Here is a 26392-nt window from a genome sequence, read left to right as displayed (position 1 = left end):
CCGGCTCGTCGGTGCAGGGCGCTACCCTCCCGGCATGTCGCTGACGTGGAGCGCGTTGGACAGTCCTGTCGGGGAGCTGACGGTCGTCGCGGCCGCCGGCGAGGTGTGCCGAGTCGCCTTCGCCGCGCCGGACCGGGTGCTCGGCGAGTTCGACGGCGCCGAGCCGAGCCCGGGCACCTGTGTCGCGGCCGAGACCGCGCGGCAGCTCGGCGAGTACTTCTCGCGCGGGCGCCGGGAATTCGACGTGCCGATCGCGTGGGCGCCGCTGGAGGGCCTGCGGCTGCATGTGTTGCGCACGCTGCACGAGCTGGTGCCCTTCGGCGAGACGGTGAGCTACAAGGGGCTGGCGGAGCTGTCCGGGCGGCCGGAGGCCTCGCGGGCGGTCGGCACGATCATGGGCAGCAATCCGGTGCCCCTGCTGGTGCCGTGCCACCGGGTGCTGGCCAGCGGCGGCGGCCTCGGCGGGTTCGGCCCGGGCCTGGAGGCCAAGCGGCGGCTGCTGGTGCTGGAGGGAGTCTTGGAGCCCAGCCTGCTGGAACTCGACCTGCTCTCGTGAGCGTTCGTTCCGGTGCGGACCGGAACCTTCACCCACGAGCCCGGCGGCCCAGGAACAGGTGGTAGGTCGTCTCCCGCTGCCCCAGCGTCACCGGGATCGGGATCTCCTCGTAGTTCCCGAAGACCTCGTGCATGGCGGCACTGAGGTCCGGGGAGGTGTCGGCCGACCAGATCGCCACGGTGCCTTCCGGGGTGAGCCTCTCCCTGCAGCGGACCAGGAAATCGGCCCGGTAAAGAGCGGAATTGCCGTCGTAGACGAGGAAGTCCGGGCCGTTGTCCACATCGAGCAGCAGGACGTCGAAGCTGCCGGGCGGCTGCGCGTCGAGCACCTCGGCGACGTCGCCGACGCGGAACACCACCCGGTCGTCCCGGATCGCATCGGCGGTTTCGGGGACGAGCCCGCGGCGGTGCCAGTCGATCAGGTCCGGCTCGATCTCGACGACGTGCGCTTCGCGGACCCGCGGATCGGCCAGCACTTCCCGCAGCGTGAACCCCAGCCCCAGGCCGCCGACCAGCACCCGGTCGGTCCGGGCGGCGGCCCGCAGGGTGGCGCTGGCGAGCAGCCGTTCGGTCTCGGTGTGCACCGTGTCCATCACGAAAACGCCGTTGACCCGGAGCTCCAGCGCGCCGCCCCGGTGGAGCAGCACGAGTTCCCCGCGCTCGGTGCAAGAACGCGCGACAAGACTTGACATCATCCGTACCGTACCGCGCCGGGCACGCGGGCCGTCGCGGCTTCTCCGGTCCCGGGTTCCGGGAGGTGGTGAGCATTTTTCCCGCGTCCCGTTCGCGGCGGAACCCGGCGGCATCTGGGGCCATATCGAACGGCTATCGCGTGGCGGCGTGGTGCGGATTGGCGCTATCCGACGGGTGCTGCTTGATTGGCGGCGGGCCGAGACCCCGGCCTCGGAATCGAACGGAGAACTTCTTTGCAGCAACCAGGAATCCGCATCGGACGTCGGGTGATCCCGGGCGGACAACAGCATTCGGATCGCCGTCGCAGCGAGACCGCAACATCGCAGCCGACGACTCGCCGCGCTTTCCTGGGGATGGCGGCGATTCTGCCGTTGGCCGCCTGCACGAACGGCGGGACGCCCGCTCCTCCTCCCGCCACGGCGCCGCTCTCGCCTGCGGCGGATGATCACCATGCCGGCCTGGCCGAGCTGGAGCGGAAGTTCGACGCTCGCCTGGGGGTGTACGCCCTCGCCACCGGCACCGGTGCAACCGTCGCCTACCGAGCGGACGAACGATTCGCGTTCTGCTCCACGTTCAAGGGACTTGCGGCGGCAGCGGTCTTGCAGCGCAACCCGATGTCGCACCTGGACGCGGTCGTCACGTACACCGAGGGCGATCTCATGAAGAGCTCCGCCATCACCAGGCAGCACGTGGCCACGGGGATGACGATCGGTCAGCTGTGCGACGCCGCGGTCCGCTACAGCGACGGCACGGCGGGCAACCTCCTGCTCCGCGACCTCGGCGGGCCCGCCGAACTCACGGCGTTCGCCCGCGGCCTCGGCGACACGGTCACCCGGATGGACCGGATGGAGCCGACGATCGCGGACGCCGTCCCGGGAGACCCGCGCGACACGACTTCGCCCCGCGCGATCGGCACCGACTACCAGCGGATCGTGCTCGGGGACGTCCTGCCCGCCGACAAACGCGCCTTCCTCCACGATCTGCTGGCGCGCAACGCCACCGCCGCCGGCGCCCAACGCATCCGGGCCGGCACACCGCAGGGGTGGGCCGTGGCCGACAAGACCGGCACCGGCGACTACGGCACGCTCAACGACATCGGCATCGTGTGGCCCCCGGACTCCGCGCCGCTCGTCATCTCGATCATGTCCGGCAAGGCCGCCAAAGACGCCGAATACGACCAGGCCCTCATCGCCGAGGCCACCGCACACGTGATCGCGGCGCTTACCTGACGGCTCCGCAACGCTTCCTGATCGAGATCGCACCACCGGCGGAGGCGCTGTGCCGCCGCCGCCGGCCCGGTGTTCGCGGCGGTCGTCGTGACGACGTTGGGCGCGACCGGCCAGGCCGGGCGGTCACTGCGGCCGCCCGCGCCGATCGGTCGCGCCAGGCCGTCGTCACCGAGTTGCAACCGATCGACAGCTACCGCCCCGATTCACAGGTGCGCGGCGCACACCGGGCATTTTTCGCGGTATTCACCAGGGCCGTTGCCGATTGTCCTGGTAATGGCTCGAACGCTGGGCTGGATCGGGTAGTCGGCGGCGGCGCTTCGGGGTATTGGCGGCCGTTGTGGCCGCTCACACAATTGTTGTGACCCAAAACTTATTCCCACCCCGAAGGGAAGCGCCGTGCTCAGCAGACGATCCTTCCTCGGCGGCGTCTCCGCCGCCGCCCTCGCCGTGCCCGCCATCGGCGGCCTCGCCGCCGCCCCGGCCTTCGCCGGCCGCCGCGCTCCCGACGTCCCGCTACCGCTGACGATCGTCAACCGCAGCGGCCAGTTCGACAACGCGTCCGTCTGGGTCTACGTCGTCGGCGTGAACCTCGACTCCGGCGAGCAGTGCCGGGTCTCGCCCGACGGGCAGCTGGTGCCGGTTTCGCCGTCCGACAACGGTTCCGACGGCTTCGCCGACTACGCCATCCCGCTGCAGGGCAGCGGCGACACGACGCTGAACCTGCCGAGCATGTCCGGCCGGATCTACTTCGCGCTCGGCGAGAAGCTGAAGTTCAAGGTCGTCTCGGGCGGCGACGGCAAGCCCGCGCTGCAGTACCCGGCGGGCTGGGTCGACACCGACCCGAACCACTCGATCCTGCACGACACCATCGAATTCACCCTCAAGCCCGACGGGATGTACTGCAACACGACGATGGTCGACATGTTCAGCGTGCCGCTGTCGATCCGGCTGCAGGGCGCGCAGGACCAGACGACGGGCACGGTGCCCGCCGGGGGCCGCGAGAAGATCCTCAGCGGTGTCACCGAGAACGCGGACTTCGCCGGGCTGCGGCAGCAGGACCTGCGGGTGATCGCGCCGGGCCACGGGCTCGACCTCGGCGCGTTCTCCGGCAGCTACTACGACTCCTACATCGACGAGGTCTGGGCCAAGTACCAGGGCAGCCAGCTGAAGGTGAACACCGGCGACGGCCGCATCTTCACGGGCCAGATCTCCGGCGACACCTTCAACTTCGACGGCGGCGTGCAGCCGATCGGACGACCGTCTACAAGGGACGTCCTGTTCTGCGACGGCGCGCTGGCCGCCCCGAACGACGGCATCACCGGTCCGGTGGCGGCCATCCTGGGCGCCGGCTTCAACCGCTCCATCCTGCTGGACCTGGCCGACCAGCCCGGCACCGATCCTGGGGCGTTCTACCAGCACCAGGTCACCAACCACTTCGCCAAGGTGATGCACGCCAACACCGAGGACGGCAAGGCCTACGGGTTCGCCTTCGACGACGTGGCCGGTTTCGCCTCCTACATCCAGGACGGGGCGCCGAAGTCGATCACCGTGACGCTGACCCCGTGGTGACCGGTTCCGGCTTCGACCGCGGCCCGGCGACCCGGATCGACACCGAGAACGCCGTCGCCAGCAGGCAGAGCAGGCCCGCGCCGTACCAGGCGGCGGCGTAGTCGCCGAACTGGTCGCGCACCACGCCCGCGATGCTGGCGATGGCCGCCGCGCCGATCTGGTGCGAGGCGAACACCCAGCCGAACACCACCGAGGCGCGAGGCCCGAAGTGCTCCCGGCACAGCGCCATGGTCGGCGGCACGGTGGCCACCCAGTCCAGCCCGTAGAACACCACGAACAGCACCATGCTCGCCTCCACCGAGGGGCCGAGCAGCTGCGGCAGCACGAACAGCGACAGGCCGCGCAGCGTGTAGTAGGCGGCGAGCAGCAGGCGCGGGTTGACCTTGTCGGTCAGCCAGCCGGAGAGCACCGTGCCGAGCACGTCGAACACGCCGATCACCGCGAGCAGCCCGGCGGCGGTCGTGGTCGGCATGCCGTGGTCGTGCGCGGCGGGCACGAAGTGCGTGTTCACCAGCCCGTTGGTGCTCGCCCCGCAGATCGCGAATCCGCCCGCCAGCAGCCAGAAAGCGGGCTTGCGGGCCGCGTCGCGGAGGGCGCGCAGCGCGACCGCGGCCGGGTTGCCGCGGTCGCGCTCCGGCTCCGGCTCGTCGCCCGTCGCGCCGTAGGCGGTGACGCCGACGTCGCGCGGGTGATCGCGCATCACCAGCCACACCAGCAAGCCGACCAGCAGCGCGGTGCCCGCGATGACCAGCGAGGTGAAGCGCCAGCCGTCGCTCTCGACGAGCACGGCCGCCAGCGGCAGGAAGATCAGCTGACCGGTCGCGCTGCCCGCGGTCAGCACGCCGCTGACGAGGCCGCGCCGCTGCACGAACCACCGGTCGACCACTGTGGACACGAAGGCCAGCGCCATCGACCCGGTGCCCAGGCCCACGAGGAGGCCCCAGCACACGATCAGCTGCCAGCTGGCGGTCATGAACACCGTCAGCCCGCTGCCGGCCGCGATGAGCAGCAGCGCGGCGACGGTGACCCGGCGGATGCCGAAGCGCGCCATCAGGGCCGCGGCGAACGGCGCGGTCAGGCCGTAGAGGAGGAGGTTCAGCGACACGGCGGCCGAGATGACGCTGTGCGGCCAGCCGAACTCGTCGTGCAGCGGATTCATGAACACGCCGGGCATCGACCGGAAGGCGGCGGACCCGAGCAGGGCGATGAAGGCGACGGCCGCGACCCACCAGGCGGGGTGGACGCGTCGCGCGGTCCCAGTACTGATCACATCGAAGAGCCTCGCCGAAACGGCGGGGCGGAACCAGTGGCCGGGAAGACAATATGTGAGAAGATCCGGCCATGGCCGCCCCGCACCGAATCGCCGTCCTGGGCCTCTCCGACGTCGTCGGCTTCGACCTGGCGATCGCCCCGCAGATCTTCTCCGGAGCCCGCGACGAGAGCGGCGAGCCGCTCTACGACATCCAGGTCTGCAGCCTCGACGGCGGCCCGATCAGCACCACCAAGGGCTTCTCGATCCTGCCCGGGGCCAGCCCGGACTTCCTGGCCGCGCCGGACACGCTGATCATCCCGGGCACCTACGTCGAAGGGCCGTGCACGGACGGCAGCCTGTCCCCCGAACTCGCCGGCTACCTGGCCGGATTGCCCGGCACCACGCGGATCATGTCGATCTGCACCGGCGCGTTCGTGCTCGCGGCGGCGGGCCTGCTCGACGGCCGCCCGGCCACCACGCACTGGGCGCACGCGGCGCGCTTCCGGCGGCTGTACCCGCAGGTGGAGCTGCACCCGGACGTGCTCTTCGTGGACGACGGCGACGTGCTGACCTCGGCCGGCGTGGCCGCCGGGATCGACCTGTGCCTGCACGTGCTCCGCCGCGACCACGGCAGCGAGGTGGCCAACCGCGCGGCCCGGTCCTGCGTCGTGCCGCCGTGGCGGGACGGCGGCCAGTCCCAGTTCATCGAGCGGCCGCTGCCGGAGACCAGCGGTTCCGGCACCGCGCCGACCCGGGCGTGGCTGCTGGAACGGCTCGCCGAGCCGCTCACCCTGGACGACGCGGCGGCGCACGCCGGGATGAGCGTGCGGACCTTCACCCGCCGGTTCCGGGAGGAGACCGGCACCAGCCCGCTGGACTGGCTGCTGCAGCAGCGCATCGAGCACGCCCGCCACCTGCTGGAGGCCACGGACCTGCCGATCGAGGCGGTGGCCGAGCAGTCCGGTCTGAACACCGCGGCATCGCTGCGCAAGCACCTGCGGCTGCGCCTCGGCACCAGCCCCGCGGCCTACCGCCGCACCTTCCGCCGCAGCGCCTGACCTCGCGCAGCGGCGGGTCAGGACGACTTCGCGAGAAGCTGCACCACCGACGGGTGATGCCCGCAGCCACGCCCGGTAACGCCTGCACCCCGGCACCGAGGGTGGACCGCAATTTCAATGGAAATCGAAGGTCCGATTTCCATTGAAATTGCGGTCGACCGGGGAGGTGCGTGCGCTCGGTGACCGGGAGCCATGGTCGGTCGTGGGCTGGCGACTAGCGGCCTCCGGGTTCCGGCACGAGGCGGTAGGCGTCACCGTCGGTGATCACCCGGCCCGCGGTCGGCGGCGGGAAATGGGTTCCCAGCAACAGGGTTCCGGTGTCGGCGAGCGATGCGAGCACGGATCGGCGCGTGGCTCCGGCCTGTTCGGGGTCGATGTCGACGCAGCTGCCGATGTCCGGCTCGGCGAGCTGGACGGGGTGGTGGACGCAGTCGCCGGTGATCAGCGCCGTCTCTCCGCCGCTGCTCAGCCGGACGGCGACGTGGCCGGGCGTATGACCGGGAGTCGGCAGCAGGCGCAGGCCGGGCGCGATTTCGGCGCCCTCCGCCGGGACGTCGACCAGGTCGAGCAATCCCGCGTCCTCGACCGGGTGCACGGAGTCGCGGAACATCTGCCGCCGCGGCTCGTCCATGTCGTACCCGGCCCAGAACCCCCGCTCGGCGCGGGAGACGACGTAGCGGGCGCGGGGGAAGGTGGGTACCCATTCGCCCCGTTCGTCGCGCGTGTTCCAGCCGACGTGATCGGTGTGCAGGTGGGTGAGGACGACCAGGTCGACGGAGTCCGGCGCGAATCCGGCTCCCACGAGACGCTCCGGGTAGTCGGTCCGCAGGTCGTGCCACGCCGGGTTCGCCCGGGTCTTGCCGTTGCCGATGCCGGTGTCGACGAGGACGCGCAGCCCGCCCACGACCAGCGCGAAGCTGTGGCTGTCGAGGCGTAGGACGCCCTCGCGGTCCGCGAAGTCCGGGCGCAGCCAGTCCTGCCGCGCGACCACGTCCGGGGTGGCGTCGGGCAGCAGCCACGGCCCGGTCGCCGGTGGCAGGAGGACCTCGTCGATGCGGTGGACGGTCGTGCCGCCCACGGTCCACGTCGCGGCGGGTTCGTTCATGTTCCTTCGTTTCCTCCGTCTGCCCGATCGCGCCAACTAAAAGCAATCCGATTGCTTTAAGGCACGATAGGCCCTACAGTCGACTAAAGCAAACCGTTAGCTTTTATTCGACAGGAGGGCGCGCTCATGTCCGCTGGACTCACGCCGCCGGAGGCCGCCCGGTGGGCCGCCCGCTCCGGGCTCCCGCTGGCGGCCGACCGCCACGCCGAGGTCGCGGCCACGGCCGAATACATCCACTCCGTCGTCTCGCTGCTCCGGGAGCTGGACTTCGGGGACACCGCGCCCGCCCACCGCGCAGACGAGGAGCGGCCCGATGCAACCGTATGAGCTGACCGTCGCGGCCGCCGCCGCGGAGATGCGGGCCGGACGGCTGTCGCCCGTCGAACTGGTGGACTCGGTGCTCGGCCGCATCGAGCAGGTCGAACCGCGCCTGCAGGCCTACGTCTCGGTGATGGCGGAACGAGCGCGCCAGGAGGCGCTCGCGGCCGACCGGTCCCAGGGCCCGCTGCGCGGAATTCCCATGGGGCTCAAGGACCTCATCGACGTCGCCGGCACGGCGACCACCGCGAGTTCCCGGGCGCGGGCCGGTCACCGCGCGGACGCCGACAGCACCGTCGCCGCGCGCCTGACGGCGGCCGGCGCCGTCCTGCTCGGCAAGACCCACACCCACGAGTTCGCCTACGGGCTGATCACGCCGCAGACGAACAACGCCTGGGACCAGGAGCGGATCGCCGGGGGCTCCAGCGGCGGGTCCGCCGTCGCGGTCGCGGCGGGAGCGGCGACGTTCGCCCTGGGCACCGACACCGGCGGCTCGATCCGGGTGCCGGCCGCGCTGAACGGGGTGGTCGGCCTCAAGCCGACGTACGGCCTCGTTCCGCGGCAGGGCGTCACGTCGCTGTCCTGGTCCCTGGACCACGTCGGCCCCATCACCCGCACCGTCGAGGACGCGGCCCTGGTCCTGGCCGTCCTCGCCGGGCGCGACCAAGACCACCGGCCGCCCGCCGGAACCGACCTGACGGGCCTGCGCGTCGGCGTGCCGCGCAACTACTACTTCGACCGGGTCGCCCCGGAGGTCGAGGCCGCGGTCCGGCAGGCCGTCGACCGCCTCGCGAGCCTCGGTGCCCGGCCGGTCGAGGTCGAGATCCCGATGACGCGCTACATCAAGTCGACGCACTGGGGCCTGATGGTGCCCGAGGCCACCGCGTACCACGAGCAGACCCTGCGAACGGCGCCCGACGCCTACGGGCCCGATGTCCGCATCCTCCTCGAAGCCGGCGCCCTGATGTCCGCCGCGGACTACCTGCGCGCCCAGCGCGCGCAGACGCTGATGCGCCAGGAATGGGCGCGCATGCTGGCGGAGGTCGACGTGATCGCCGCGCCGACGGTGCCGGTGACCGCCGTGCGGGCCGGTGCGGAATCGATCACCTGGCCCGACGGCACGAGCGAGAGCGCCTCCGACGCCTACGTGCGCCTGTCCGCTCCCGCCAACGTCACCGGGGTGCCCTCGCTGTCCGTGCCGGTCGGCCGCGACCAGGCGGGCATGCCGATCGGCATGCAGCTGCTCGGGAAGCCCTTCGCGGAGGACCTGCTCCTCCGGGTCGGGCACGCGTACGAGCAGACCGAGCCCGCCCGCGAGCTCGCGCCGGTGGCCTAGACGCCGCTAGAAGCAATGACCTTGCTTTAGGGCTTTTCAGGATGCGGCGTCAGCCGCATGCGGTGTGGGACTCAGCTTGCACCGCCGCGGGTTCTCAGACTGTGCCCGCCCTTCTGGGCTACTGGGCGAGGCCAGTCCCCGATGCCGCGTATTGGTCATACGCAAGTCGGGGCTCCCACAGTCCAGGCGGCGACGGCAAATCCCGCAGGGGTTCCGCCACCCGCACCGCCACGCAAATCCAATCTGAAATCGCCTTTTAAGGTTGGGTCATGGGTAGGAAGCCGATGGTGCGTCCGGGCGGGCGCAGCGCCCGGGTCCAGGAAGCGGTGCACAACGCCGTGCGCGAGCTCGAGACCGAGGTGGGCCGGGACGCGCTGACGGTTCCGCTGGTGGCATCCCGCGCCGGGGTCACGCCGTCGACGATCTACCGCCGCTGGGGCGATCTGCAGGAGTTGCTGTCGGACGTGGCGGTCGAGCGGCTGCGCCCCGAGGCTCCGCCGGAGGACCGGGGCGCCCTGGCCGCCGACCTGACGGGCTGGGCCGAGCAGTTCCTGGAGGAGATGACCTCTCCCCCGGGCCGCGCCTACATCCGCGACGCGCTGCTCGGCGACCCGGACGGCAGCAACGCCGGTCAGTGCTCGGCCTACGCGGCCGAGCAGATCGACGTCATCCTCGCCCGCGCGGCCGAACGCGGCGAGAGCGCACCCGGCACGGAGGCGGTCGTCGACCACGTCGTCGCCCCCATGATGTACCGCATCCTGTTCCGCCCCAGCGGTCTCGACACCGCCTACGCCCGCGGGCTGGTGGCCGGGCTCCTCGGCGACCGTTGATCACAGATCGAACAACTCCGGCAACCTGACCGGCGACCGCGCGTCCTACGGCCGACATTGGTGCACGGAGAGGCGGAATCGATGATTCGAGCGAGGATTCTCGCGGTCGCGGCGGCTGCGCTGACGGTCGGGCTGGCGGCCTGCAGCCCCGGCGGATCGAACGCGGACGGACCGGGATCGATCATCCAGGACCCGCCCGCGAACTCGGCCCCCGCCGAGTCGACCGGTTCCGGCTCGACCCCGGAGACCACGGTCGCCGGATCGACGACCGCCAAGCCGGAGCAGAAGCCGGACAACGGGCTCTGCAAGGCCACGGATCTCCAGCTCTCGTTCGGCAGGGGCGGCGCGGCGGCCGGCACCCACTACCGCCCGCTGATCTTCACCAACACCAGCGGCGACGAGTGCGTGATCCAGGGCTTCCCGGGCGTGTCCTACGTCGGCGGCGATGACGGGCACCAGATCGGCGCGGCCGCCGCCCGGGTCGACGAGAAGGGGCCGGCGATCACCCTCCAGCCCGGCGAGAAGGCCGCCGCCGTGATCGGGTTCGCGACCGTCGAGAACTACGAGACCGCCGCCTGCCGACCGGAAACGGCCAAGGGTCTGCGGATCTACCCGCCGCAGGAAACGGCGTCGATGTACATCGCGTTCGACAACCCCGAAACCGGCTGCGCGAACGACAAGCTGCCCGGCAACCAGCTCACCGTGCAGAGCGTCGAGGCGGGCACCGGCGAGCGGTGATCCTGGTGGAACGCCTTCCGAAGGCGCCCCACCGTCAGCGGCGCGGTGTCGCGCTCCGGACGCGGTAGGAATCGGGCGGCCGCACCAGCGCATCCGGGTCGCCGGTGTACTCGATCTCCACGCCGTAGAGCTCGCGCGCGGCGTCGATGCCCACGTAGCCGTTGACGACGTCGTCGAGAACGCGGTCGACCGGCCGGGCCTCCGGATGGCCGTAGCCGCCCCCGCCCGGGAAGCGCAGCCGCACCCGGGAGTCGGCGGAACCGCCCCGCACCACCGGAATCCGGCCGCAGCTCCCGGCGCCACTGCACCAGCGGCGTCAGGGTTTCCAGCACCTCGGTCGGCGCGGCGCGCACACCGGTCGGGAAACCGGTGGTGTTCAGCCCGTCCTTGTCCGGCCGCGCGCCGGTCCCGCCCGCGCCGAAGACCGTCAGCGTGAACGGCTGCGGCTCGTCGATGCCGGCGCCGCGCCACACCGTCATCCACAGGGCGTCCGCGCTCACCGCAGGCAGACCACCGGTCACGGCCGGGCGGAGCGCCTCGAAGAGCAGGCTGGGCAGGAAGTGCCCGACGAGGTGGCGGGAGGCGACGGGCGCGGGTTCGACGCAGTTGAGCACCGAACCGCGCGGCGCGGCCACCTCGACCGGCCGGAACGACCCGGCGTTGTGCGGCACCTCCGGCGCCAGCGCCGCCTTGATCGCGAACGACGTGTACGCCCGGGTGTAGTTGAGCACCACGTTGACGCCGTGCGGGGACTGCGGCGACGAACCCGCGTAGTCGACGCGGACGGCGTCGCCGTCGACGGTCACCGCGACCGCCAGGTGGATCGCGTCGCCGTCGAAGCCGTCCGAGTCCATGCTCGCCGAGTACGTGCCGTCGGGGATCTCCCGCAGCGCCGCGCGCAGCGCCTGCTCGGAGCGCAGCATGATCTCGGCGGCGACCTCGTCGATGCCGTCGAGGCCGAACTCGTCCAGCATCCGGTCGAGGCTGCGGATGCCGACCTGGTTGGCCGACACCTGCGCGTAGATGTCACCCATGGTCTCGTTCGGCGTCCGCACGTTCGCCCGGATCAACCGCTCCAGCGTCCTATTAGGACCTTCCGCGGTCCGCAGCTTCAGGATCGGCAGCCGCAGCCCCTCCTCGAAGACCTCGGTGGCCGCCGCGGACAGGATCCGGCCGCCGATGTCCGGCGAGTGGCAGCAACTCGCGAACCACGCGATCAGCGCCCCGCCCCGGAACACCGGGGTGGCGATGGTGATGTCGTTGATCTGCCCCGAGGTCATCCACGGGTCGTTGGTGATCAGCACGTCGCCGTCGGCCAGGACCTCGGGCGGGTGTTCGGCGACGATGTGCCGCATCCCGGTGGCCATCGCGTTGATGTGCCCGGGAGTGCCGCCGCTGGACTGCCCCACCATCTCCCCCGCCGAGTTGAACACGGCGCAGGCCAGGTCCAGGGATTCGCGCACCACCGGGCTGAACGCGGTGTGCACCAGGGCGGCCTGCTGCTCGTCGAGCAGCGAGTGCAGCCGGTTGGCGACCAGGCCGACCAGCACCGGATCGACGCGGCTCATCGGGAACCTCCCAGGGCGAACTCGACGAAGATGCTGCTGTCGGCCTCGACGGTGCAGCGCGCACCGGGCGGGACGAGCAGCGTCGCTTCCCGCTCCTCCACCAGCGCGGGCCCGGTCAGCACCGCGCCGGCGCGCAGCCGGTACCGGTCGTAGACCGGCGTCGGGGCGTAGCCGCCCGGCGCGAAGTAGGCGTCGCGGTGCCCGATCAGCGCGTCCTGGCCGTCCGAAGTGGACTCGAAGCCGAGCCGGGCGGGCGGTTCCGGGCCGCGCGCGGTGACCCGCCAGGTGAGCAGTTCCGGCTCGACGCCGGTCGGGGCGACCGTGCCGAAGCGCTGCGCGTACTGCCGCCGGAAGCTCGCCAGCACCTCGTCGCGCCAGCCGTCGCCGACCGGCGGGACCGGCACCTCGATCTCGCTGCCCTGCCCCACGAACCGCATCTCCAGCGTCCGCTCGTGGACGACGGCGGCGGCCGCGACACCGGACGCGGTCAGCACCTCGGCGCCCTCGCGTTCCATCTCCGCGAACAGCGCCCGCGCGTCGTCGAGCCCGATCTCACCGAGCAGCGCGTGCCGGGAGCGGACGATGTCGATCGACATCGGCGCGGACAGGAAGCCCAGCGCGCTGAGCACCCCGGCGGCCGGCGGCGCGACCATCGACGGCGACCCGAGCGCCCGCGCCACGCCCGGGCCGTGCAGCGGCCCGTTGCCGCCCGAGACGAACAGCGGCAGCCGGCCCGGATCCTGGCCGCGCTCGATGGCGTGCACCCGGGCGGCGTTGGCCATGTTCTCGTTCGCCGTGGTGTGGATGCCGTTGCCAAGATCTTCTGCGAGTCTCAGCAATCCGAGCGTTTCCGCCCAGAAGGTTCGTAACGGTGTCACCAAAGCGTGAGAGCTTCGGTGTCCTGATGACGATGTACCGCTTCCTTCCGCTGCCGCGGGATTGCGCCACCTGCCCGCCCCGGCCCAGCCTTGCGGCTGGGTCGGGTGGCGCGGGTCTTCTGGTCGGCTCCACGGTCGTTCGACGCTTGCGCGTCCGGGTCTCCGGCCACTCCGGTACCCGTCATGCCGGCCGCTGCGAGGGCGGCGAGGTTGCGTGCTGCGTTCTCGTCCCGGTCCATCACGAGCGGGCAGAAGTCGCAGTGGAAGGCCCGGACGTGCAGCGGCAGCTTGGCTTTCACGTGGCCGCAGTCCGAGCAGGTTTTGGAGGACGGGTACCAGCGATCCGCGATGTGCAGCAGGCCGCCCGTCCATCCGGTCTTGTAGGTGAGCTGCCGCCGGATCTCTCCGAAACCGGCGTCGACGATCTTCCGTGCCAGCCGCCGGTTCTTGAGCATCCCAGCGACATTGAGGTCTTCCACCACCCCATGTCCATACTCGGCCGCAATAGTGGTGGTCAGCTTGTGGATGGCGTCCATGCGCAGGTTCGCCACCCGGTGGTGTACCCGGTTGCATGCAGCGTTCGCCTCAACCCATCGCTTGGAGGGTCTCTGGCCGGTGCGCCGGTCCGGCCCCTGACGGCGCGACACCTGCCGAGACAGACGCCACAGCTTCTTCAGCGCGCCGTCCAGGTGTGCGGGGTTGGGCTCAAATCTGACCTCGCCTTGGCTGTCGGCAATGACCGCCAGGTGCTTGATGCCCAGGTCCACACCGACCGCAACATCCGGCCGCGCCGGGACACTGGTGACGCGCTGGATCTCAGCCTGGAAGGATACGAACCACCTGCCGCGCTCCGACCGGACGGTGGCCGACAGGATGTGGGCGGTACCGTTCGCCAGGCGGCGCTGCAGCTTGCGGGTGTTCTCATGGGTGCGGATCGTGCCCAGCCGGGGCAGCGTGACGTGTCGCCGGTCGGGCTCGATGCGGATAGTGCCGGTCGTGAACCGGCACGCCAGCCGCGCCCTATGCTTGGACTTCCGCCGAGGTAGCCCGACCCGCTTGCCCTTGCGCTGCCCGCGTTTGGATTTGGCGTAGTTATCGAGCGCGGCGGCAGCGCCCGCCAGGCCGGTGTTGTACGCCTCCTTGGAGTTCTCCCACCAGCCGACGAACCTCGGGTCGGTCTTCTTGGCCTGGTTGAACTCCTTCCGCAGCGCGGGCAACGACCACGGGCGCCACGGCGTCAAGCAGTCCTCTGGGATGCCGTAGGACTCCTCAGCACGGCGCTGCCACCACGAAGCGGCCACCCAGGACACGGCCCAGTTATAGGCGACGCGGGCAGCACCGCAATGCGACCGCAGCGCCGCATCCTGGGTCATGTTCGGGTCTAGCGCAAACCGAAACGCCTGCACCACAAAGCCGGGACGTGGCTCGAACTTCTTCACTCGGCGCCCTCGCTGGTCGCCGCTGCCACCGCACGAGCAGCACGGTTCTTCGCCGCACGCTGCCCATACAGACGAGCGCACATCGACGAGAGCACATCCGTCATGTCCTTGACCTGATGCGCTTTGAGCGCGTCGTTGAACACCACGCGGACACACCCCAACGCCCTTGCCAACGCGGTCTGCCGCCCCGACGTCGGATACAGTCGGTAACTGTATCGCAGCTGCACAACCCTGATCATATACTGTCGGTAACCAGTTTCAGTCGTCATGTGTTCACTTCACCCGCAAGGAGTCCGCGAGCCCTCACCACCGCCTTCGGGGTCAGGACACTGACCAAATTCCCTGGCATGATCGCTGGTGTGCGGGACGCGCGGAGGTTATCCCTTGAAGCACAGGAGGATTTGCAGCGCAGGGTGGTCTCACGACTGTCCAAGGTGGGATGACTCAGTCCGAGGTGGCGCGGGTGTTTGCGGTGGCGCCGCAGTCGGTGTCCAGGTGGGTGTGGGCGTGGTGAAAAGGCGGTCCGAAGCGGCTTGCCAGCGTCGACGGGGTCGCAAGCCCGGTGAGCAAAAAGCATTGAGCGCCCACCAGCAGCGCAGGCTGCGGTATGCGGTGGCTGAGCACGTCCCGACCACGTTTGGGCTGACCGGGGCGAGCTGCACTTCACCGTCTACGCCGGGGTCGTTCAATGCCAGGGTGTTCCTGCCATTCCTGGACCGGCTGACCCGCTACCTGGGCCGCAAGGTCCATCTGATCGTCGACGGACACCCCGTCCACCGCCGCAAGATCGTCCAGCAATGGATCGGTGTGCACGCCGAGGCGATCGAGATGGACTGCCCACCCGGATACAGCCCCGAGCTGAACCCGGACGTGATCCTCAATGCCAACCTCAAACGCGCCGTGTCCACCAACGCAGCCCCGAAAACCCCCGCCGAGTTGGAGCACGCGGTCCGTTCCTTCCTCCACCGGCTACAAGAATTGCCTGGCCGAGTTTGCTCTTACTTTGGCAAACCCGCGGTCCGCTACGCCGCTTGACATCACATTTTTGCCATCCAGATCAATAAGTGATTCGATTTCGCTCGACGTCGACCTCTACCGACCGGCGTAGACCGTCAGCAGAGGAGGTCGCCGGCCCGGTGCTCGTGCCACTCCTGCTAGGCGATCGGCGAACCGTTCAAACGGCCGCCTCTGCATTCACCATCCACAATCGACATTTTCTGTCAAGCAGGCCGACTTCCCCGACTACGCGAACTGCTCACCGGCAACACCGGCACAAGCTTGCCCTCGGCCTGACTCGCCGCATGCCGTACGAATACACGCCGATCGTGCTGATCGTGCTGGGCGGGGTGCTGACCGCGGTCGGCGCGCTGCGCGGGCCGGAAACCCGCGACGCCGACCTCGACTGAAGGGTGCCGAAATGCCTTCCATCACAGCGGAATCCACGCCGGCGGCGGCACGGGAGAGCATCCGGGCCGGGGCTTGGCGCGCCGTCACGACCGGCCTCTGCGCCGGCTACGTGCAGGCGAACCTGGCCGTCCTCCCCGGCGAGCTCGCGGACGAGTTCGCGGAGTTCTGCCGGCAGAACCCGCAGCCACTGCCGCTGCTGGAGGCCACCGCCCCCGGGGTCGCGGACCGGCTGCGGGTGGCGCCGCACGCCGATCTCCGCACGGACCTGCCGAAGTACCGGGTGCACCGGCACGGCATCGTAGAGTCCGAAGTGGACTCCGTGCGCGAGCTCTGGCGCGACGACTTCGTCGCCTTCCTGCTCGGCTGCAGCTTCAGCGCGGAAGAACGGCTGCTCGCCGCCGGGGTTCGGTTGCGCCACCTGGAAACCGGCGGGAACGTGCCGATGTTCCGCACGTCGCTGCGCTGCCGGCCGGTCGGCCGGTTCCACGGGCCGGTGGTGGTGTCCATGCGGGCGATCAGGCGGTCCGAGGTGGAGCGCGCCGTCGCCGTGACGGCCGAGCTGCCGTTCGCGCACGGCGCGCCGCTGCACGTCGGCGACCCGGCGGAGCTCGGCATCGCTGATCCGTCCACACCGGACTGGGGCGACCCGATGCCGCTCGAAGCCGACGAGGTCCCGGTGTTCTGGGCGTGCGGCGTCACGCCGCAGGCGGTGCTCGCCGAGGCGCGCCCGGAGCTGGCGATCACGCACGCGCCCGGCTACATGTTCCTGACCGACCTGCGGGTCGCGGACCTGGTCGCCGGGCGCTGATCAGCGGCGGAGGTCACCGGCCGGGGTGCGCGCGTCCCACTCCTGCTGGGAGACGTCGGTGACCGGCGAACCGTTCGCGGCCGCCACCTCCGCGGTCACCGTCCACAGCCGACCCTTGTCGTCGAGCAGGCCGACCGCGCCCTGCGGGGACCGCAGGGCGGGCGCCGCGGAACGGATGGTGCCTGCCACCGGGAGCTCGTCCAGCGCGGGCACCCGCTCGTCGAGAACCCTCGTGACCAGCTGCTCGGCGACGGAGCGGCGCTCGACGCGGACCCGCTGGCCGGCCCGCACCACGTCCACGGTGCGGGCCGGGGACGGCACCGCGAACCCGTCGAGGACCGCCGCGGCCTGCGCGGTCGTCCGGCACCCGTCGGCACCGGCGACATCGATGCCGAAGTGGCGGATATCGGTCGGCGACGGAAACTCCGCAGTGGCGCGGAGAACGTCCACTGGAACCGTGCCGCACGGATCCACTGTGGACGCCGGGGCGTGCCCTTCGGAGCTGCGGACCAGGCCCGGGCCCTCCCGCCAGGGGCCGGGCACGACCACCGGCTCGTAGGGGTGGCGGGTGAAATCCCGGTCCCAGAAGGTGATCGTGGTGCCCGCCGAGGTCTGGTGGGCGATCGCGAACGCGTCCAGCGCCGGAACCCACATCCAGTCCGCGCTGAAGGCGTCCACCACCGAACGCGAACGCTGCGCGCCCGCCGGCTGGAAACCCCGCTCCGTCAACGCCTGCAACTGGTCGGTGAACTCGGGATTGCGCGCGCGGAGCACGAACTGGCCCGCGCCGTTCCAGCCCGCGCCGGACGCCGTGGTGTCGGTGAACATCAGGTAGAACCAGCCGTCCAGGTACAGCGCGGACGGCTGGCCCGCGCCGTAGACGTTCTCCCGGTTCACCTCGCGGGACGCCAGGACGATCGGCCTGCCGCCGGCCTCCCGCCGCCAGGCCAGGCCGTCCTCGCTGCTGGCCACCCCTATGGCGTTGCCGTGCGCGTGATCCCCCGCCGCGCCGGTGTAGTACAGGTAGTAGCGGCCGTCGACCCGCAACACCGACGGATCGCAGGTGTGCATGCCGTCGAACGCGCCGGGCTGGCCGGTGAAGACCGGCACCGCGGGCGCGCCGCCGGCGGCGAAGAACGGGCCGTCGGGGCTGCCCGACTCGGCCGTCAGGATGTCGTCACCGGGCGGGCCGACCCCGGGCAGCTGGCTGCACCACCAGGTGCGGTACTTCCCGTCCTCCACGAGCACGGTCGGTCCGTAGTTGTACGGCGCGGGCATCCCGCCGGCCGCCACCACCCCGGCGCTGCCGCGCTCGCCGCCGACATCCAACTCGACCGGGTCCTTCGGCGGCTCGACCCGCTTCTCCGCCTGCGGCAGCGGGCCGGGCGCGCCCTCGACCTGCGTGCAACCCGACAGCAACGCGACGGCGGCCAGCGCGGCCAACCAGCGCAGCCCGATCCGATCCCTCACCGATGCTCCCCCCAGACCCGCGCCAACACCGAGGTGAAGGGCACCTGCACCCAACTTAGATCCCGAACGGACCGAGGCACGTCCGGTTCGTGAGTGTTCTGGATCGCTATGGAGCCTGTTTCCAAACTCGTCTTGCGTGGCGGTGCGGGTAGCGGCCCCCCTGCGGGAATTACGGTCGCCTTCTCGCTGTGGGATCCCCGACTCATGAGCCAATTCACCACGTCGGGGCTGTCCTCGCGAGAAGACCCCTGAGAACCCGCAGCGGTGCAAGCTGCGAGGGCGGGCTAAGCGGCTGCGCCGCTTCAAAGACAAATCCCGCGCTACCACACCTCACACCACGACATCCCAAACAGCCTCTACAGCAGCCCAAAGCACTCACGATCCCGGACCAGGGGAACTAGCTGCGCGCCTTGTCGGCCAGCCAGCGGATGGCCAGCGGGTAGCCCTCGACGCCGAGCCCGGCGATGACGGCGGTGGAGACCGCCGACAGGTAGCTGACGTGCCGGAACTCCTCGCGCTTGTGCACGTTGGAGATGTGCAGCTCGATCAGGTCGGCGGCGAGCTGCGCCGCCGCGTCGCGCACCGCGATCGAGTAGTGCGTCCACGCGCCCGCGTTGAGCACCACCGGCCACTGCTCGTCGGCGGCCTCGTGCAGCCACTGGACCATCTCGCCCTCGTGGTCGGTCTGCCGGACCTCCACCTCGACGCCCAGCTCCGCGCCCGCGCGCTCGCACATCCCGACCAGGTCGGCGTAGGTCGTGCTGCCGTAGACCGACGGCTCCCGCTTGCCCAGCCGACCGAGGTTCGGCCCGTTGAGGACGAGCACCTTCACAGCAGCACCTCCGAGCCCGACCTGGCCTCGCCGCCGGTGACCGCCGAGTACGCGGCGGCGATCAGCGACGGGTCCGGGCCCTCCAGGCGGCCGGGCTTGGCGAGGCCGTCCAGGACGACGAACCGCAGCACCCCGGACCGGGTCTTCTTGTCCACCCGCATCGCCTCCAGCAGCTGGCCGAGCGCGTCCGGGTCGTAGCTGGTGGGCAGGCCGAGCAGGTCGAGGACCCGCTTGTGCCGGTCGGCGGTCTCGTCGTCCAGCCGCCCGGCGAGCCGGGCCAGCTCCGCGGCGAACACCAGCCCGACGCTGACCGCCGCGCCGTGCCGCCAGCGGTAGCGCTCCCGGCGCTCGATGGCGTGGGCCAGGGTGTGGCCGTAGTTGAGCACCTCGCGCAGGTGCGATTCCTTCAGGTCCGCGGCGACCACGTCGGCCTTGACCTGGATCGACCGGCGCACCAGCTCGCCCAGCACGTCGCCGGCCGGGTCGGTCGCCGCCGCCGGGCCGGCCTCGATGAGGCGCAGGATCTCCGGGTCGGCGATGAAGCCCGCCTTGACGATCTCGGCCATGCCGGCGACGAGCTCGTTGCGCGGCAGCCCCTCCAGCGTCGCCAGGTCGGCCAGCACCAGGCTCGGCTCGTGGAACAGCCCGACGAGGTTCTTGCCCGCGTCGGTGTTGATGCCGGCCTTGCCGCCGACCGCGGCGTCCACCATGCCCAGCAACGTCGTCGGCACGTGCACCACGCGCACGCCGCGCATCCAGGTCCCGGCGACGAACCCGGCGAGGTCGGTCACCGCACCGCCGCCGAAGGACACCACGACGCCGTTGCGGTCCATGCCGACCTTGCCGAGGACCTCCCAGCAGAACCCGGCCACCTGCAGGCTCTTGCCGTCCTCGGCGTCCGGGATCTCCACCCGGTGCGCGTCCACGCCGGCCGCGGCCAGCTCGTCGCGCACGGCTTCCACGGTGTTGGTGATGGTGGGCTGGTGCACCAGCGCCACCACCGATGCGTCGCGCAGGAAGTCGACGAGCTCGCCGAGCAGTCCCCGGCCGACCACGACGTCGTAGGGCTGCTGGCTGGCCACCCTGATCCGCACCGGCTCGGTCATCATGGTCCCTTCGGGCTTCAGTTCTGATCAGTTGGACGGCGTGCTGCTCGCGGCGAGCGCGGCGACGACCTGCTCCACGACCTCGCCGGTCGTCACGTGGTCGGTGGCGATCTCGACGGACGCCACCGAGCGGTAGATGGGCAGCCGCGCGTCCAGCAGCGCCTTGAAGGTGGCGCGCGGGTTCACCCCGGCCAGCAGCGGCCGCGCGGTGGACAGCCCGACGCGCTTGGCGCCTTCGGCCAGGCCCACGGACAGGAAGACGACCGGATGCCCCGCCAGCCGCTCGCGGGTGAGCTCGGACAGCACCGAGCCGCCGCCGAGCGCCAGCACGCCGTCGTGCTCGCGCAGCGCCGCGGCGACCGCTTCCTCTTCCATGGCCCGGAAAACGGGCTCGCCGTCGTTGGCGAAGATGTCGGAGATGGGCCGGCCCGCAGTCCGCACGATGTCGTCGTCGGTGTCCCGGAACGGCACGTCCAGGCGCTGCGCCAGCAGCCGGCCGATCGTCGTCTTGCCCGCGCCCGGCGGGCCGATCACGACGGCGCGCGGGGCCATCACCGCACCTGCCGCTTCTCGGCGCGCTCGCGCAGCGAGGCCAGGTAGCCCTCGACGTTGCGGCGGGTCTCCGGCAGCGAGTCGCCGCCGAACTTCTCCAGCACGGCCTCCGCCAGGACCAGCGCGACCATGGTCTCGGCGACGACCGCGGCACGCGGCACCGCCGTGATGTCGGAGCGCTGGTGCATCGCCTGCGCCGGCTCGCCGGTCACCATGTCCACAGTGGCCAGTGCCCGCGGCAGGCTGGAGATCGGCTTCTTGGCGGCGCGGACGATCAGCGGCTCGCCGTTGGTGATGCCGCCCTCCAGGCCGCCGGCCCGGTTGCTGTCCCGCCGGACCCACTTGGCGCCCTGGTCCGGGTAGATCTCGTCGTGCGCCGCGCTGCCGCGCCGGTGCGCGTTGGCGAAGCCCTCGCCGATCTCGACGCCCTTGATCGCCTGGATGCTCATCAGCGCGCCGGCCAGCCGCGCGTCGAGCTTGCGGTCCCAGTGCACGTGGGAACCGATGCCCGGGGGCAGCCCGTAGGCGATGACCTCGACGACGCCGCCGAGGGTGTCGCCGTCCTTCTTCGCCGCGTCGACCTCGGCCATCATCTTCTCGGTGGCGTCGTCGCCGAAGGCGCGCACCGGGTTGTGGTCGATGGCGTCCAGGTCGTCCGGGCCGGGCAGCACGTCGTGCGTGGCGTCGACGCCGCCGAGGCTGATGACGTGGCTGACGATCTCCACGCCGAGCAGCTGCCGCAGGAACTGCCGGGCGACGGTGCCGACGGCGACGCGGGCAGCGGTCTCGCGGGCGCTCGCGCGCTCCAGCACCGGCCGGGCCTCTTCGAAGCCGTACTTCTGCATCCCGGCGAGGTCGGCGTGCCCGGGCCGGGGGCGGGTCAGCGGCGCGTTGCGGGCCAGCGACGACAGCACGTCCTCGTCGACCGGGTCGGCGGCCATCACCTGCTCCCACTTGGGCCACTCGGTGTTGCCGATGCGGATCGCGACCGGGCCGCCCTGGGTCCGCCCGTGCCGGACGCCGCCGATCAGCTCCAGCTCATCGGCCTCGAAGTTCATCCGGGGGCTGCGGCCAAAACCGAGTTTGCGCCGCTCCAACTGGGTCGCGATGTCGGCGGAGGTCACCTCGACCCCGGCCACCATGCCTTCCAGCACCGCAACCAGGGCGGGGCCATGCGATTCTCCAGCGGTCATCCAACGCAGCACACATAGATCCTGCCACGTTCAGTCCCGGCTGAACCCGCCCGGGGTCCTGCACTTGCTCGTTCCCGAACTCATCCTGCGTGGCGGTGGGGGTAGCGGCCCCCTGCGGGAATTGCGGTCGCCGTCTCGCTGTGGGATCCCCGACATCAAGAACGCCAGGCCCGGGAGGCTCACGACCAGGATGAGCAGCGGCGACCCGGCCCACGAGTTCCGCCTGCTCACGGCCACGGGGCGAAGGCGGTGACGAGCCAGGCCGGCGCGAGCATCGCGGGGCCGTGCGGGACGCCGCCGATCCTCGCCCAGAGCGCCGCCACCAGCGTCAACGCCGCCGCGGCCGCCATCACGAACAGCACCGCGGGCAACGAGACCGCGCCCACCACGGCGCCGAGGCTGCCCGCCAGCTTCACGTCACCCGGCCCCATCGCCCCCGGCGACACCACGCGCACCAGCAGGTACGTCCCGGCGAACACCACCGCACCGGCGGCGCCGCCGAGCAGCACATCCGGCCTGGGCACCGCCGCGACGGCCAGCAGCACCGCGGCGACCGGATACGCGGGCAGGGTCAGCACATCGGGCAGCCGCGAGGCGAGCACATCGCACGCCGTCAGCAGCACCGCGAGCCAGCCGAGCAACAGCGGCACCGCCACCCACCACAACGGCATCCCGGTCGCCGCGCGCACGGCCACCACCGTCCACAGCAGACCCACCGCCACCTCGCACCACATCCGGGGCGGCCGGACACCCCTGCGCGCCGAGCACAACAAGAGCCGCCCGAGCCGGCCCGCGCCGAAACCCGCTGCACCACCGGCGATCCCGATCAACACGACCATCGCACCAGCATCGACGCGCCGATCCGGAACCCCGCGCACCCGATCCGCGAAACCGCGCGTGTCGGGAACCCCGCCGCGAACGAGCGAACGGCCTGTTCGCCTCACCTAGCGAGGCGAACAGGCCGTTCGCTTCAAAACCTGACGCGCCGCAAGCCCGCGCGAGGCTCAGGCGTCCACCGTGAACAGGGTGTCGCCCGTGACGACCTGGCCGTCCTCGCGGACGTCCACCAGGGCCTCCGGCGCGATGTCCAGCGCGATGACCGGGCAGATCGACGAGTAGCCGTGCGACTCCACCTCGGCCGGGTCCCAGGTGACGATGCGCTGGCCGGCCTCGACGACGTCGCCCTTGGCGACGTGCAGCTCGAAGCCCTCGCCCTTCAGCTTCACCGTGTCGATGCCCAGGTGCACCAGCACCGCGGCGCCGCCGGGCGAGGCGACCACGAAGGCGTGCGGGTGCAGCGTCGCGATCGTGCCGGCCACCGGCGCGACCGCGTCGGCCCGCCCGCCGGACGGCTGCACCGCCACCCCCGGGCCCACCATGGCCTGCGAGAAGACCGGGTCGGGCACCTCGCTGAGCGCGGTGGCCAGGCCAGCAACCGGGCTGCCGACCTCCGTGCTCACCGCAGGTCCTCGATGTCCTCGGCCAGCGTGTCCGCCTCCGGGCCGACGACGACCTGCACGACGGAGCCCTGCACCATCACGCCGTGCGCCCCGGCGGCCTTCAGGGCCGCTTCGTCGATCTTCGAACCGTCTTCGACCTCGCAGCGGAGCCGCGTGATGCACGGCTCGATCTCCACCACGTTGTCCCCGCCGCCGAGTGCGGCGAGGATTGCCGCGGCCTTGTCCTGAGCCACCCCGTGCTCCCTTCGTCCTCCGACGACGCGGGCGTTGCGCACCGCGTCGCGACGATCTTGCGCCACTCGGTGTCGATGCGGCAACGAATCGCGAGCCGTCTTGACACTCGATCGCATGAAAGCGCATTGTTCGCAACCGACTGGTTTAGACCGGACAGTACCAACTCGGCAGGACCAGTGAACAGCACCGGATCCGATCCGTTCGCGATCGACCGGCGCCGGGTGCCCCCGGGCACCGGACGTCGATGTCCAGCAAGACCGATGGAGGCAGCGTGGCCGCACGGCGAACCGCGGACGGCAGTCCCCGCCCCGAGGGCGTGACTGACGTGCTGCGCGACGGCCCGACGCCGAAGCACGCCCAGCTGCGGGAAATCCTGCGCGAGCTGGCGAGCGAAGAACTGCTGCCCGGTTCGCCGGTGCCGTCGGAACGCGACCTCGCGGTGCGCTACGGCGTCTCCCGGCTCACCGTCCGCGAGGCGGTCGGGCAGCTCGTCGCCGAGGGTCTGCTGGTGCGGGTCCGCGGCAAGGGCACCTTCACCACCCGGCCCCGGGTGGATTCCCAACTGCACCTCGCCTCGTTCACCGAGGACATGCGCCGCCGCGGCATGCAGCCGGAGACGGTGCTGCTCGACGCGACCGAGGCGATCCCGCCGCCGACCACCGCCGAAGCGCTCGGACTCCGGTCCGACCAGCCCGCGTACTGGCTGTACCGGCTGCGCAAGGCCGACGGTGCGCCGATGGCGGTGGAACGCGGCTGGTACCACGCCGGGCTGCTGCCCGGCCTGCTCGACCACGACCTGTCCGACTCGCTCTACACCCTGCTGGCCCGCAACTACGAGGTGCAGCTGGAAAGCGGCACGCAGACCGTGCTCGCCGAGGGCGCCGACGCCGAGACCGCGCGGCTGCTCGGCGTCCGCACCGGCAGCCCGGTCCTGGTGTTCCGCCGGATCTCCACGGCCCAGGGCCGCCCGATCGAGGACATGACTTCCTGGTACCGCGGCGACCTGTACCAGGTGACGATGCAGCTGGACCGCATCCCGAGCGGCTCCGGCCACCACCGCCCGTCCAGGCGGCCGACCGGGCCGACCGGACGCGAACATCCCGCCAGACGACCCGGTGTCCACGACACAGGAGGTAACCGATGAGTGCCAACGCCACCGCGGCGAAGGGCGACAGAAAGGGATTCGCCCTGCTGCAACGGCTCGGCCGGAGCCTGATGCTGCCGATCGCGGTCCTGCCCGCCGCCGCACTGCTGAACCGCCTCGGCCAGGACGACCTGCTCGGCAAGGAGGGCCTCGGGGCGCTGCTGCCCTGGATGCAGCCCGTGGCCGGCGTGATCGGCGCGGCGGGCAACTCGCTGTTCAACTACCTGCCGCTGCTGTTCGCGATCGGTGTGGCGATCGGCTTCGCGAAGAAGGCCGACGGCTCCACGGCGCTGGCGGGCGCGGTCGGCTACCTGGTGCTCTCGGGCGTGCTCTGGGAGATCACCGGCACCGAGGCGGACAAGGCATTCAACAAGGGCCCGTACGGCGTGCTCGGCGGCATCGTCGCCGGATTGACCGCGGCCTGGCTGTGGCAGCGCTACCACCGCATCAAGCTGCCCGCCTACCTGGGCTTCTTCGGCGGGCGGCGGTTCGTGCCCATCATCACGGCGTTCGCCATGGTGATCGCCGGCGTGATCATGGGCCTGCTGTTCCCGATCTTCGACACCGCGCTGACCGCCTTCAGCGACGCGGTCACCCAGAACGCGGTGATCGGCGGCGGCGTCTACGGCGTGATCAACCGGCTGCTGCTGCCGTTCGGCCTGCACCACATCCCGAACAACGTGGTCTGGTTCCTCTTCGGCGACTACCACGGTGAGAAGGGCGACATCGCCCGCTTCTTCGCCGGTGACCCGACCGCGGGCACCTTCATGACCGGCTTCTTCCCGATCTTCATGTTCGCCCTGCCCGCGGCGGCGCTGGCCATCTGGCAGTGCGCGAAGCCGTCGCAGCGCAAGGTCGTCGGCGGCATCATGATCTCGGTCGCGCTGACCTCGTTCCTCACCGGCATCACCGAGCCGCTGGAGTTCGCGTTCATCTTCGTGGCCTGGCCGCTGCTGCTGGTCCACGCGGTGCTCACCGGCACCTCGATGGCGCTGGTCAACGCCCTGGACATCCACTCCGGGTTCGGGTTCTCCGCAGGCGCCATCGACTACCTGCTCAACTTCGGCATCTCGCAGAACTCGCTGTGGCTGATCCCGATCGGCCTGGGCTACGCGGTCATCTACTACTTCGTGTTCCGGTTCGTGATCACGAAGTGGAACCTGCGCACCCCGGGCCGTGAGGAGGACGACACGGAAACCACCGAGACCAGCACGGATAATGCTGGTGAGGAAGCCAAGTCGGGCCCCGACAAGAGCTGATCCCCGGCCGGCGTTTCCCCATTCCCCCGACGAACGGAGAGCCATGTTCGAGCGACGGGTCACCGTGGCAAGCAAGGTGGGGCTGCACGCGCGGCCGGCGGCACTAGTGGCCAAGGCCGCCGCAGCGCAGCCCGTGAAGATCACGATCCGCAAGGACGACACGGAGCCGGTGGAGGCGGGCAGCATCCTGGGCCTGATGACGCTGGGCGCGGGCCACGGCGACGAGGTCGTGCTCGCGGCCGAGGGCGACGGCGCGGAAGCGGCGCTGGACCACCTCGCCCAGCTGGTCGCCTCGGACCTCGACAACAACTGACCCGAAGAACGCGAACGGCCCCTCCCACCCCGGGGAGGGGCCGTTC

The 26392-nt window shown here is 71.1% G+C and carries 26 protein-coding genes and 3 pseudogenes; 13 read left to right on the top strand and 16 right to left on the bottom strand.

Going from position 1 to position 26392, the window contains the following annotated elements:
• The first annotated feature begins 34 nt into the window (after nucleotides 1–34).
• Nucleotides 35–556, top strand: a complete 522-nt coding sequence (locus AB0H93_RS34280; protein WP_358578651.1) for a methylated-DNA--[protein]-cysteine S-methyltransferase — start codon at nucleotides 35–37, stop codon at nucleotides 554–556.
• A gap of 28 nt (nucleotides 557–584) precedes the next feature.
• On the opposite strand, the gene AB0H93_RS34275 is transcribed toward AB0H93_RS34280, so the two are convergent.
• On the bottom strand, nucleotides 585–1247 hold the full coding sequence (locus AB0H93_RS34275) for a hypothetical protein (protein WP_358578648.1): 663 nt from the start codon (nucleotides 1245–1247) through the stop codon (nucleotides 585–587).
• A gap of 354 nt (nucleotides 1248–1601) precedes the next feature.
• Here AB0H93_RS34275 and bla point away from each other — a divergent pair, with 354 nt between their 5' ends.
• A complete protein-coding gene (gene bla, locus AB0H93_RS34270) occupies nucleotides 1602–2477 on the top strand; it encodes a class A beta-lactamase (protein ID WP_358578646.1) in 876 nt (291 codons plus the stop codon).
• Nucleotides 2478–2873: 396 nt separating this feature from the next.
• Entirely contained in the window at nucleotides 2874–4046 is a 1173-nt protein-coding gene (locus AB0H93_RS34265; protein ID WP_358578643.1) for a glycoside hydrolase family 64 protein, read from the top strand.
• On the opposite strand, the gene AB0H93_RS34260 is transcribed toward AB0H93_RS34265, so the two are convergent.
• Nucleotides 4021–5316, bottom strand: a complete 1296-nt coding sequence (locus AB0H93_RS34260) for an MFS transporter (protein WP_358578641.1) — start codon at nucleotides 5314–5316, stop codon at nucleotides 4021–4023. The genes AB0H93_RS34265 and AB0H93_RS34260 overlap by 26 nt on opposite strands.
• A gap of 71 nt (nucleotides 5317–5387) precedes the next feature.
• Here AB0H93_RS34260 and AB0H93_RS34255 point away from each other — a divergent pair, with 71 nt between their 5' ends.
• Nucleotides 5388–6356, top strand: coding sequence for a helix-turn-helix domain-containing protein (locus AB0H93_RS34255; protein ID WP_358578639.1), 969 nt, complete (start codon nucleotides 5388–5390; stop codon nucleotides 6354–6356).
• Nucleotides 6357–6570: 214 nt separating this feature from the next.
• Here the strand turns inward: AB0H93_RS34255 and AB0H93_RS34250 are convergent, their stop codons facing one another.
• Nucleotides 6571–7461 carry an MBL fold metallo-hydrolase gene (locus tag AB0H93_RS34250; protein WP_358578637.1) on the bottom strand — a complete coding sequence of 297 codons (891 nt, stop codon included), beginning with the start codon at nucleotides 7459–7461 and terminating at the stop codon, nucleotides 6571–6573.
• Nucleotides 7462–7587: 126 nt separating this feature from the next.
• On the opposite strand from AB0H93_RS34250, the gene AB0H93_RS34245 reads away from it, so the two are divergent.
• The 4 genes from AB0H93_RS34245 (at nucleotide 7588) to AB0H93_RS34230 (ending at nucleotide 10683) form a co-directional block, all read left to right on the top strand.
• Complete coding sequence (locus AB0H93_RS34245; RefSeq protein WP_358578634.1) at nucleotides 7588–7788, top strand: hypothetical protein; 201 nt, start codon at nucleotides 7588–7590, stop codon at nucleotides 7786–7788.
• The gene (locus AB0H93_RS34240) at nucleotides 7775–9115 is read left to right on the top strand and encodes an amidase (RefSeq protein WP_358578632.1); all 1341 of its coding nucleotides are present in this window, start codon (nucleotides 7775–7777) and stop codon (nucleotides 9113–9115) included. Before AB0H93_RS34245 ends, AB0H93_RS34240 begins: the two co-directional genes overlap by 14 nt.
• A gap of 269 nt (nucleotides 9116–9384) precedes the next feature.
• Nucleotides 9385–9945, top strand: coding sequence for a TetR/AcrR family transcriptional regulator (locus AB0H93_RS34235; RefSeq protein WP_358578629.1), 561 nt, complete (start codon nucleotides 9385–9387; stop codon nucleotides 9943–9945).
• An 81-nt stretch (nucleotides 9946–10026) separates the two neighbouring features.
• Nucleotides 10027–10683 carry a DUF4232 domain-containing protein gene (locus AB0H93_RS34230; RefSeq protein WP_358578626.1) on the top strand — a complete coding sequence of 219 codons (657 nt, stop codon included), beginning with the start codon at nucleotides 10027–10029 and terminating at the stop codon, nucleotides 10681–10683.
• Nucleotides 10684–10997: 314 nt separating this feature from the next.
• Here the strand turns inward: AB0H93_RS34230 and AB0H93_RS34225 are convergent.
• From AB0H93_RS34225 to AB0H93_RS34205, 5 genes and pseudogenes are all read right to left on the bottom strand, one after another.
• Nucleotides 10998–12251: pseudogene (locus tag AB0H93_RS34225) on the bottom strand (hydantoinase B/oxoprolinase family protein); the annotation flags it as partial.
• Nucleotides 12248–13129: a hydantoinase/oxoprolinase family protein gene (locus tag AB0H93_RS34220; RefSeq protein WP_358578623.1), complete on the bottom strand. Its 882-nt coding sequence runs from the start codon at nucleotides 13127–13129 to the stop codon at nucleotides 12248–12250. The gene AB0H93_RS34220 and the pseudogene AB0H93_RS34225, both read right to left, overlap by 4 nt.
• Complete coding sequence (gene tnpB / locus AB0H93_RS34215) at nucleotides 13126–14568, bottom strand: IS607 family element RNA-guided endonuclease TnpB (protein ID WP_358578620.1); 1443 nt, start codon at nucleotides 14566–14568, stop codon at nucleotides 13126–13128. The genes AB0H93_RS34220 and tnpB overlap by 4 nt, the downstream gene beginning before the upstream one ends.
• Nucleotides 14565–14681, bottom strand: a pseudogene (locus AB0H93_RS34210) (IS607 family transposase); the annotation flags it as partial. The pseudogene AB0H93_RS34210 and the gene tnpB, both read right to left, overlap by 4 nt.
• 18 nt (nucleotides 14682–14699) lie before the next feature.
• Nucleotides 14700–14807, bottom strand: a pseudogene (locus AB0H93_RS34205) (helix-turn-helix domain-containing protein); the annotation flags it as partial.
• Between the two features lie 118 nt (nucleotides 14808–14925).
• Between AB0H93_RS34205 and AB0H93_RS34200 the strand changes: the two are divergent.
• Both AB0H93_RS34200 and AB0H93_RS34195 read left to right on the top strand, forming a co-directional pair.
• Nucleotides 14926–15603: a transposase gene (locus AB0H93_RS34200; RefSeq protein ID WP_358578618.1), complete on the top strand. Its 678-nt coding sequence runs from the start codon at nucleotides 14926–14928 to the stop codon at nucleotides 15601–15603.
• Between the two features lie 382 nt (nucleotides 15604–15985).
• Entirely contained in the window at nucleotides 15986–16783 is a 798-nt protein-coding gene (locus AB0H93_RS34195) for a putative hydro-lyase (RefSeq protein ID WP_358578616.1), read from the top strand.
• Here AB0H93_RS34195 and AB0H93_RS34190 read toward each other — a convergent pair whose 3' ends face one another.
• From AB0H93_RS34190 to AB0H93_RS34155, 8 genes are all read right to left on the bottom strand, one after another.
• Nucleotides 16784–18253, bottom strand: a complete 1470-nt coding sequence (locus AB0H93_RS34190) for a beta-xylosidase (RefSeq protein WP_358578614.1) — start codon at nucleotides 18251–18253, stop codon at nucleotides 16784–16786.
• Nucleotides 18254–18650: 397 nt separating this feature from the next.
• The gene (gene aroQ / locus AB0H93_RS34185; RefSeq protein ID WP_093275281.1) at nucleotides 18651–19085 is read right to left on the bottom strand and encodes a type II 3-dehydroquinate dehydratase; all 435 of its coding nucleotides are present in this window, start codon (nucleotides 19083–19085) and stop codon (nucleotides 18651–18653) included.
• Nucleotides 19082–20191, bottom strand: a complete 1110-nt coding sequence (aroB, locus tag AB0H93_RS34180) for a 3-dehydroquinate synthase (protein WP_358578612.1) — start codon at nucleotides 20189–20191, stop codon at nucleotides 19082–19084. The genes aroQ and aroB overlap by 4 nt, the downstream gene beginning before the upstream one ends.
• Nucleotides 20192–20218: 27 nt before the next feature.
• The gene (locus AB0H93_RS34175; protein WP_358578609.1) at nucleotides 20219–20743 is read right to left on the bottom strand and encodes a shikimate kinase; all 525 of its coding nucleotides are present in this window, start codon (nucleotides 20741–20743) and stop codon (nucleotides 20219–20221) included.
• Nucleotides 20743–21948 carry a chorismate synthase gene (gene aroC, locus AB0H93_RS34170; RefSeq protein WP_358578607.1) on the bottom strand — a complete coding sequence of 402 codons (1206 nt, stop codon included), beginning with the start codon at nucleotides 21946–21948 and terminating at the stop codon, nucleotides 20743–20745. Before aroC ends, AB0H93_RS34175 begins: the two co-directional genes overlap by 1 nt.
• 215 nt (nucleotides 21949–22163) lie before the next feature.
• Nucleotides 22164–22775 carry an A24 family peptidase gene (locus AB0H93_RS34165; RefSeq protein WP_358578605.1) on the bottom strand — a complete coding sequence of 204 codons (612 nt, stop codon included), beginning with the start codon at nucleotides 22773–22775 and terminating at the stop codon, nucleotides 22164–22166.
• A gap of 165 nt (nucleotides 22776–22940) precedes the next feature.
• Nucleotides 22941–23396: a PTS glucose transporter subunit IIA gene (locus AB0H93_RS34160; RefSeq protein ID WP_358578603.1), complete on the bottom strand. Its 456-nt coding sequence runs from the start codon at nucleotides 23394–23396 to the stop codon at nucleotides 22941–22943.
• Nucleotides 23393–23629, bottom strand: a complete 237-nt coding sequence (locus tag AB0H93_RS34155; protein WP_132493847.1) for a glucose PTS transporter subunit EIIB — start codon at nucleotides 23627–23629, stop codon at nucleotides 23393–23395. The genes AB0H93_RS34160 and AB0H93_RS34155 overlap by 4 nt, the downstream gene beginning before the upstream one ends.
• A gap of 326 nt (nucleotides 23630–23955) precedes the next feature.
• On the opposite strand from AB0H93_RS34155, the gene AB0H93_RS34150 reads away from it, so the two are divergent.
• Genes AB0H93_RS34150 through AB0H93_RS34140 form a run of 3 tightly spaced genes read left to right on the top strand, consistent with a single transcriptional unit; the run spans nucleotide 23956 to nucleotide 26346 of the window.
• Nucleotides 23956–24774, top strand: coding sequence for a GntR family transcriptional regulator (locus AB0H93_RS34150; RefSeq protein ID WP_358578707.1), 819 nt, complete (start codon nucleotides 23956–23958; stop codon nucleotides 24772–24774).
• Nucleotides 24771–26033 carry a PTS transporter subunit EIIC gene (locus tag AB0H93_RS34145; RefSeq protein ID WP_358578600.1) on the top strand — a complete coding sequence of 421 codons (1263 nt, stop codon included), beginning with the start codon at nucleotides 24771–24773 and terminating at the stop codon, nucleotides 26031–26033. The genes AB0H93_RS34150 and AB0H93_RS34145 overlap by 4 nt, the downstream gene beginning before the upstream one ends.
• Nucleotides 26034–26076: 43 nt before the next feature.
• The gene (locus AB0H93_RS34140; RefSeq protein WP_358578598.1) at nucleotides 26077–26346 is read left to right on the top strand and encodes an HPr family phosphocarrier protein; all 270 of its coding nucleotides are present in this window, start codon (nucleotides 26077–26079) and stop codon (nucleotides 26344–26346) included.
• Nucleotides 26347–26392 lie beyond the last annotated feature (46 nt).

Source organism: Saccharopolyspora sp. NPDC050642, from assembly GCF_040654735.1.
In the GTDB taxonomy this organism is placed as follows: Bacteria; Actinomycetota; Actinomycetes; order Mycobacteriales; family Pseudonocardiaceae; genus Saccharopolyspora; species Saccharopolyspora elongata.
The sequence above is the reverse complement of the archived record's forward strand: the minus strand, read 5'-3'. Positions and strand labels throughout refer to the sequence as shown.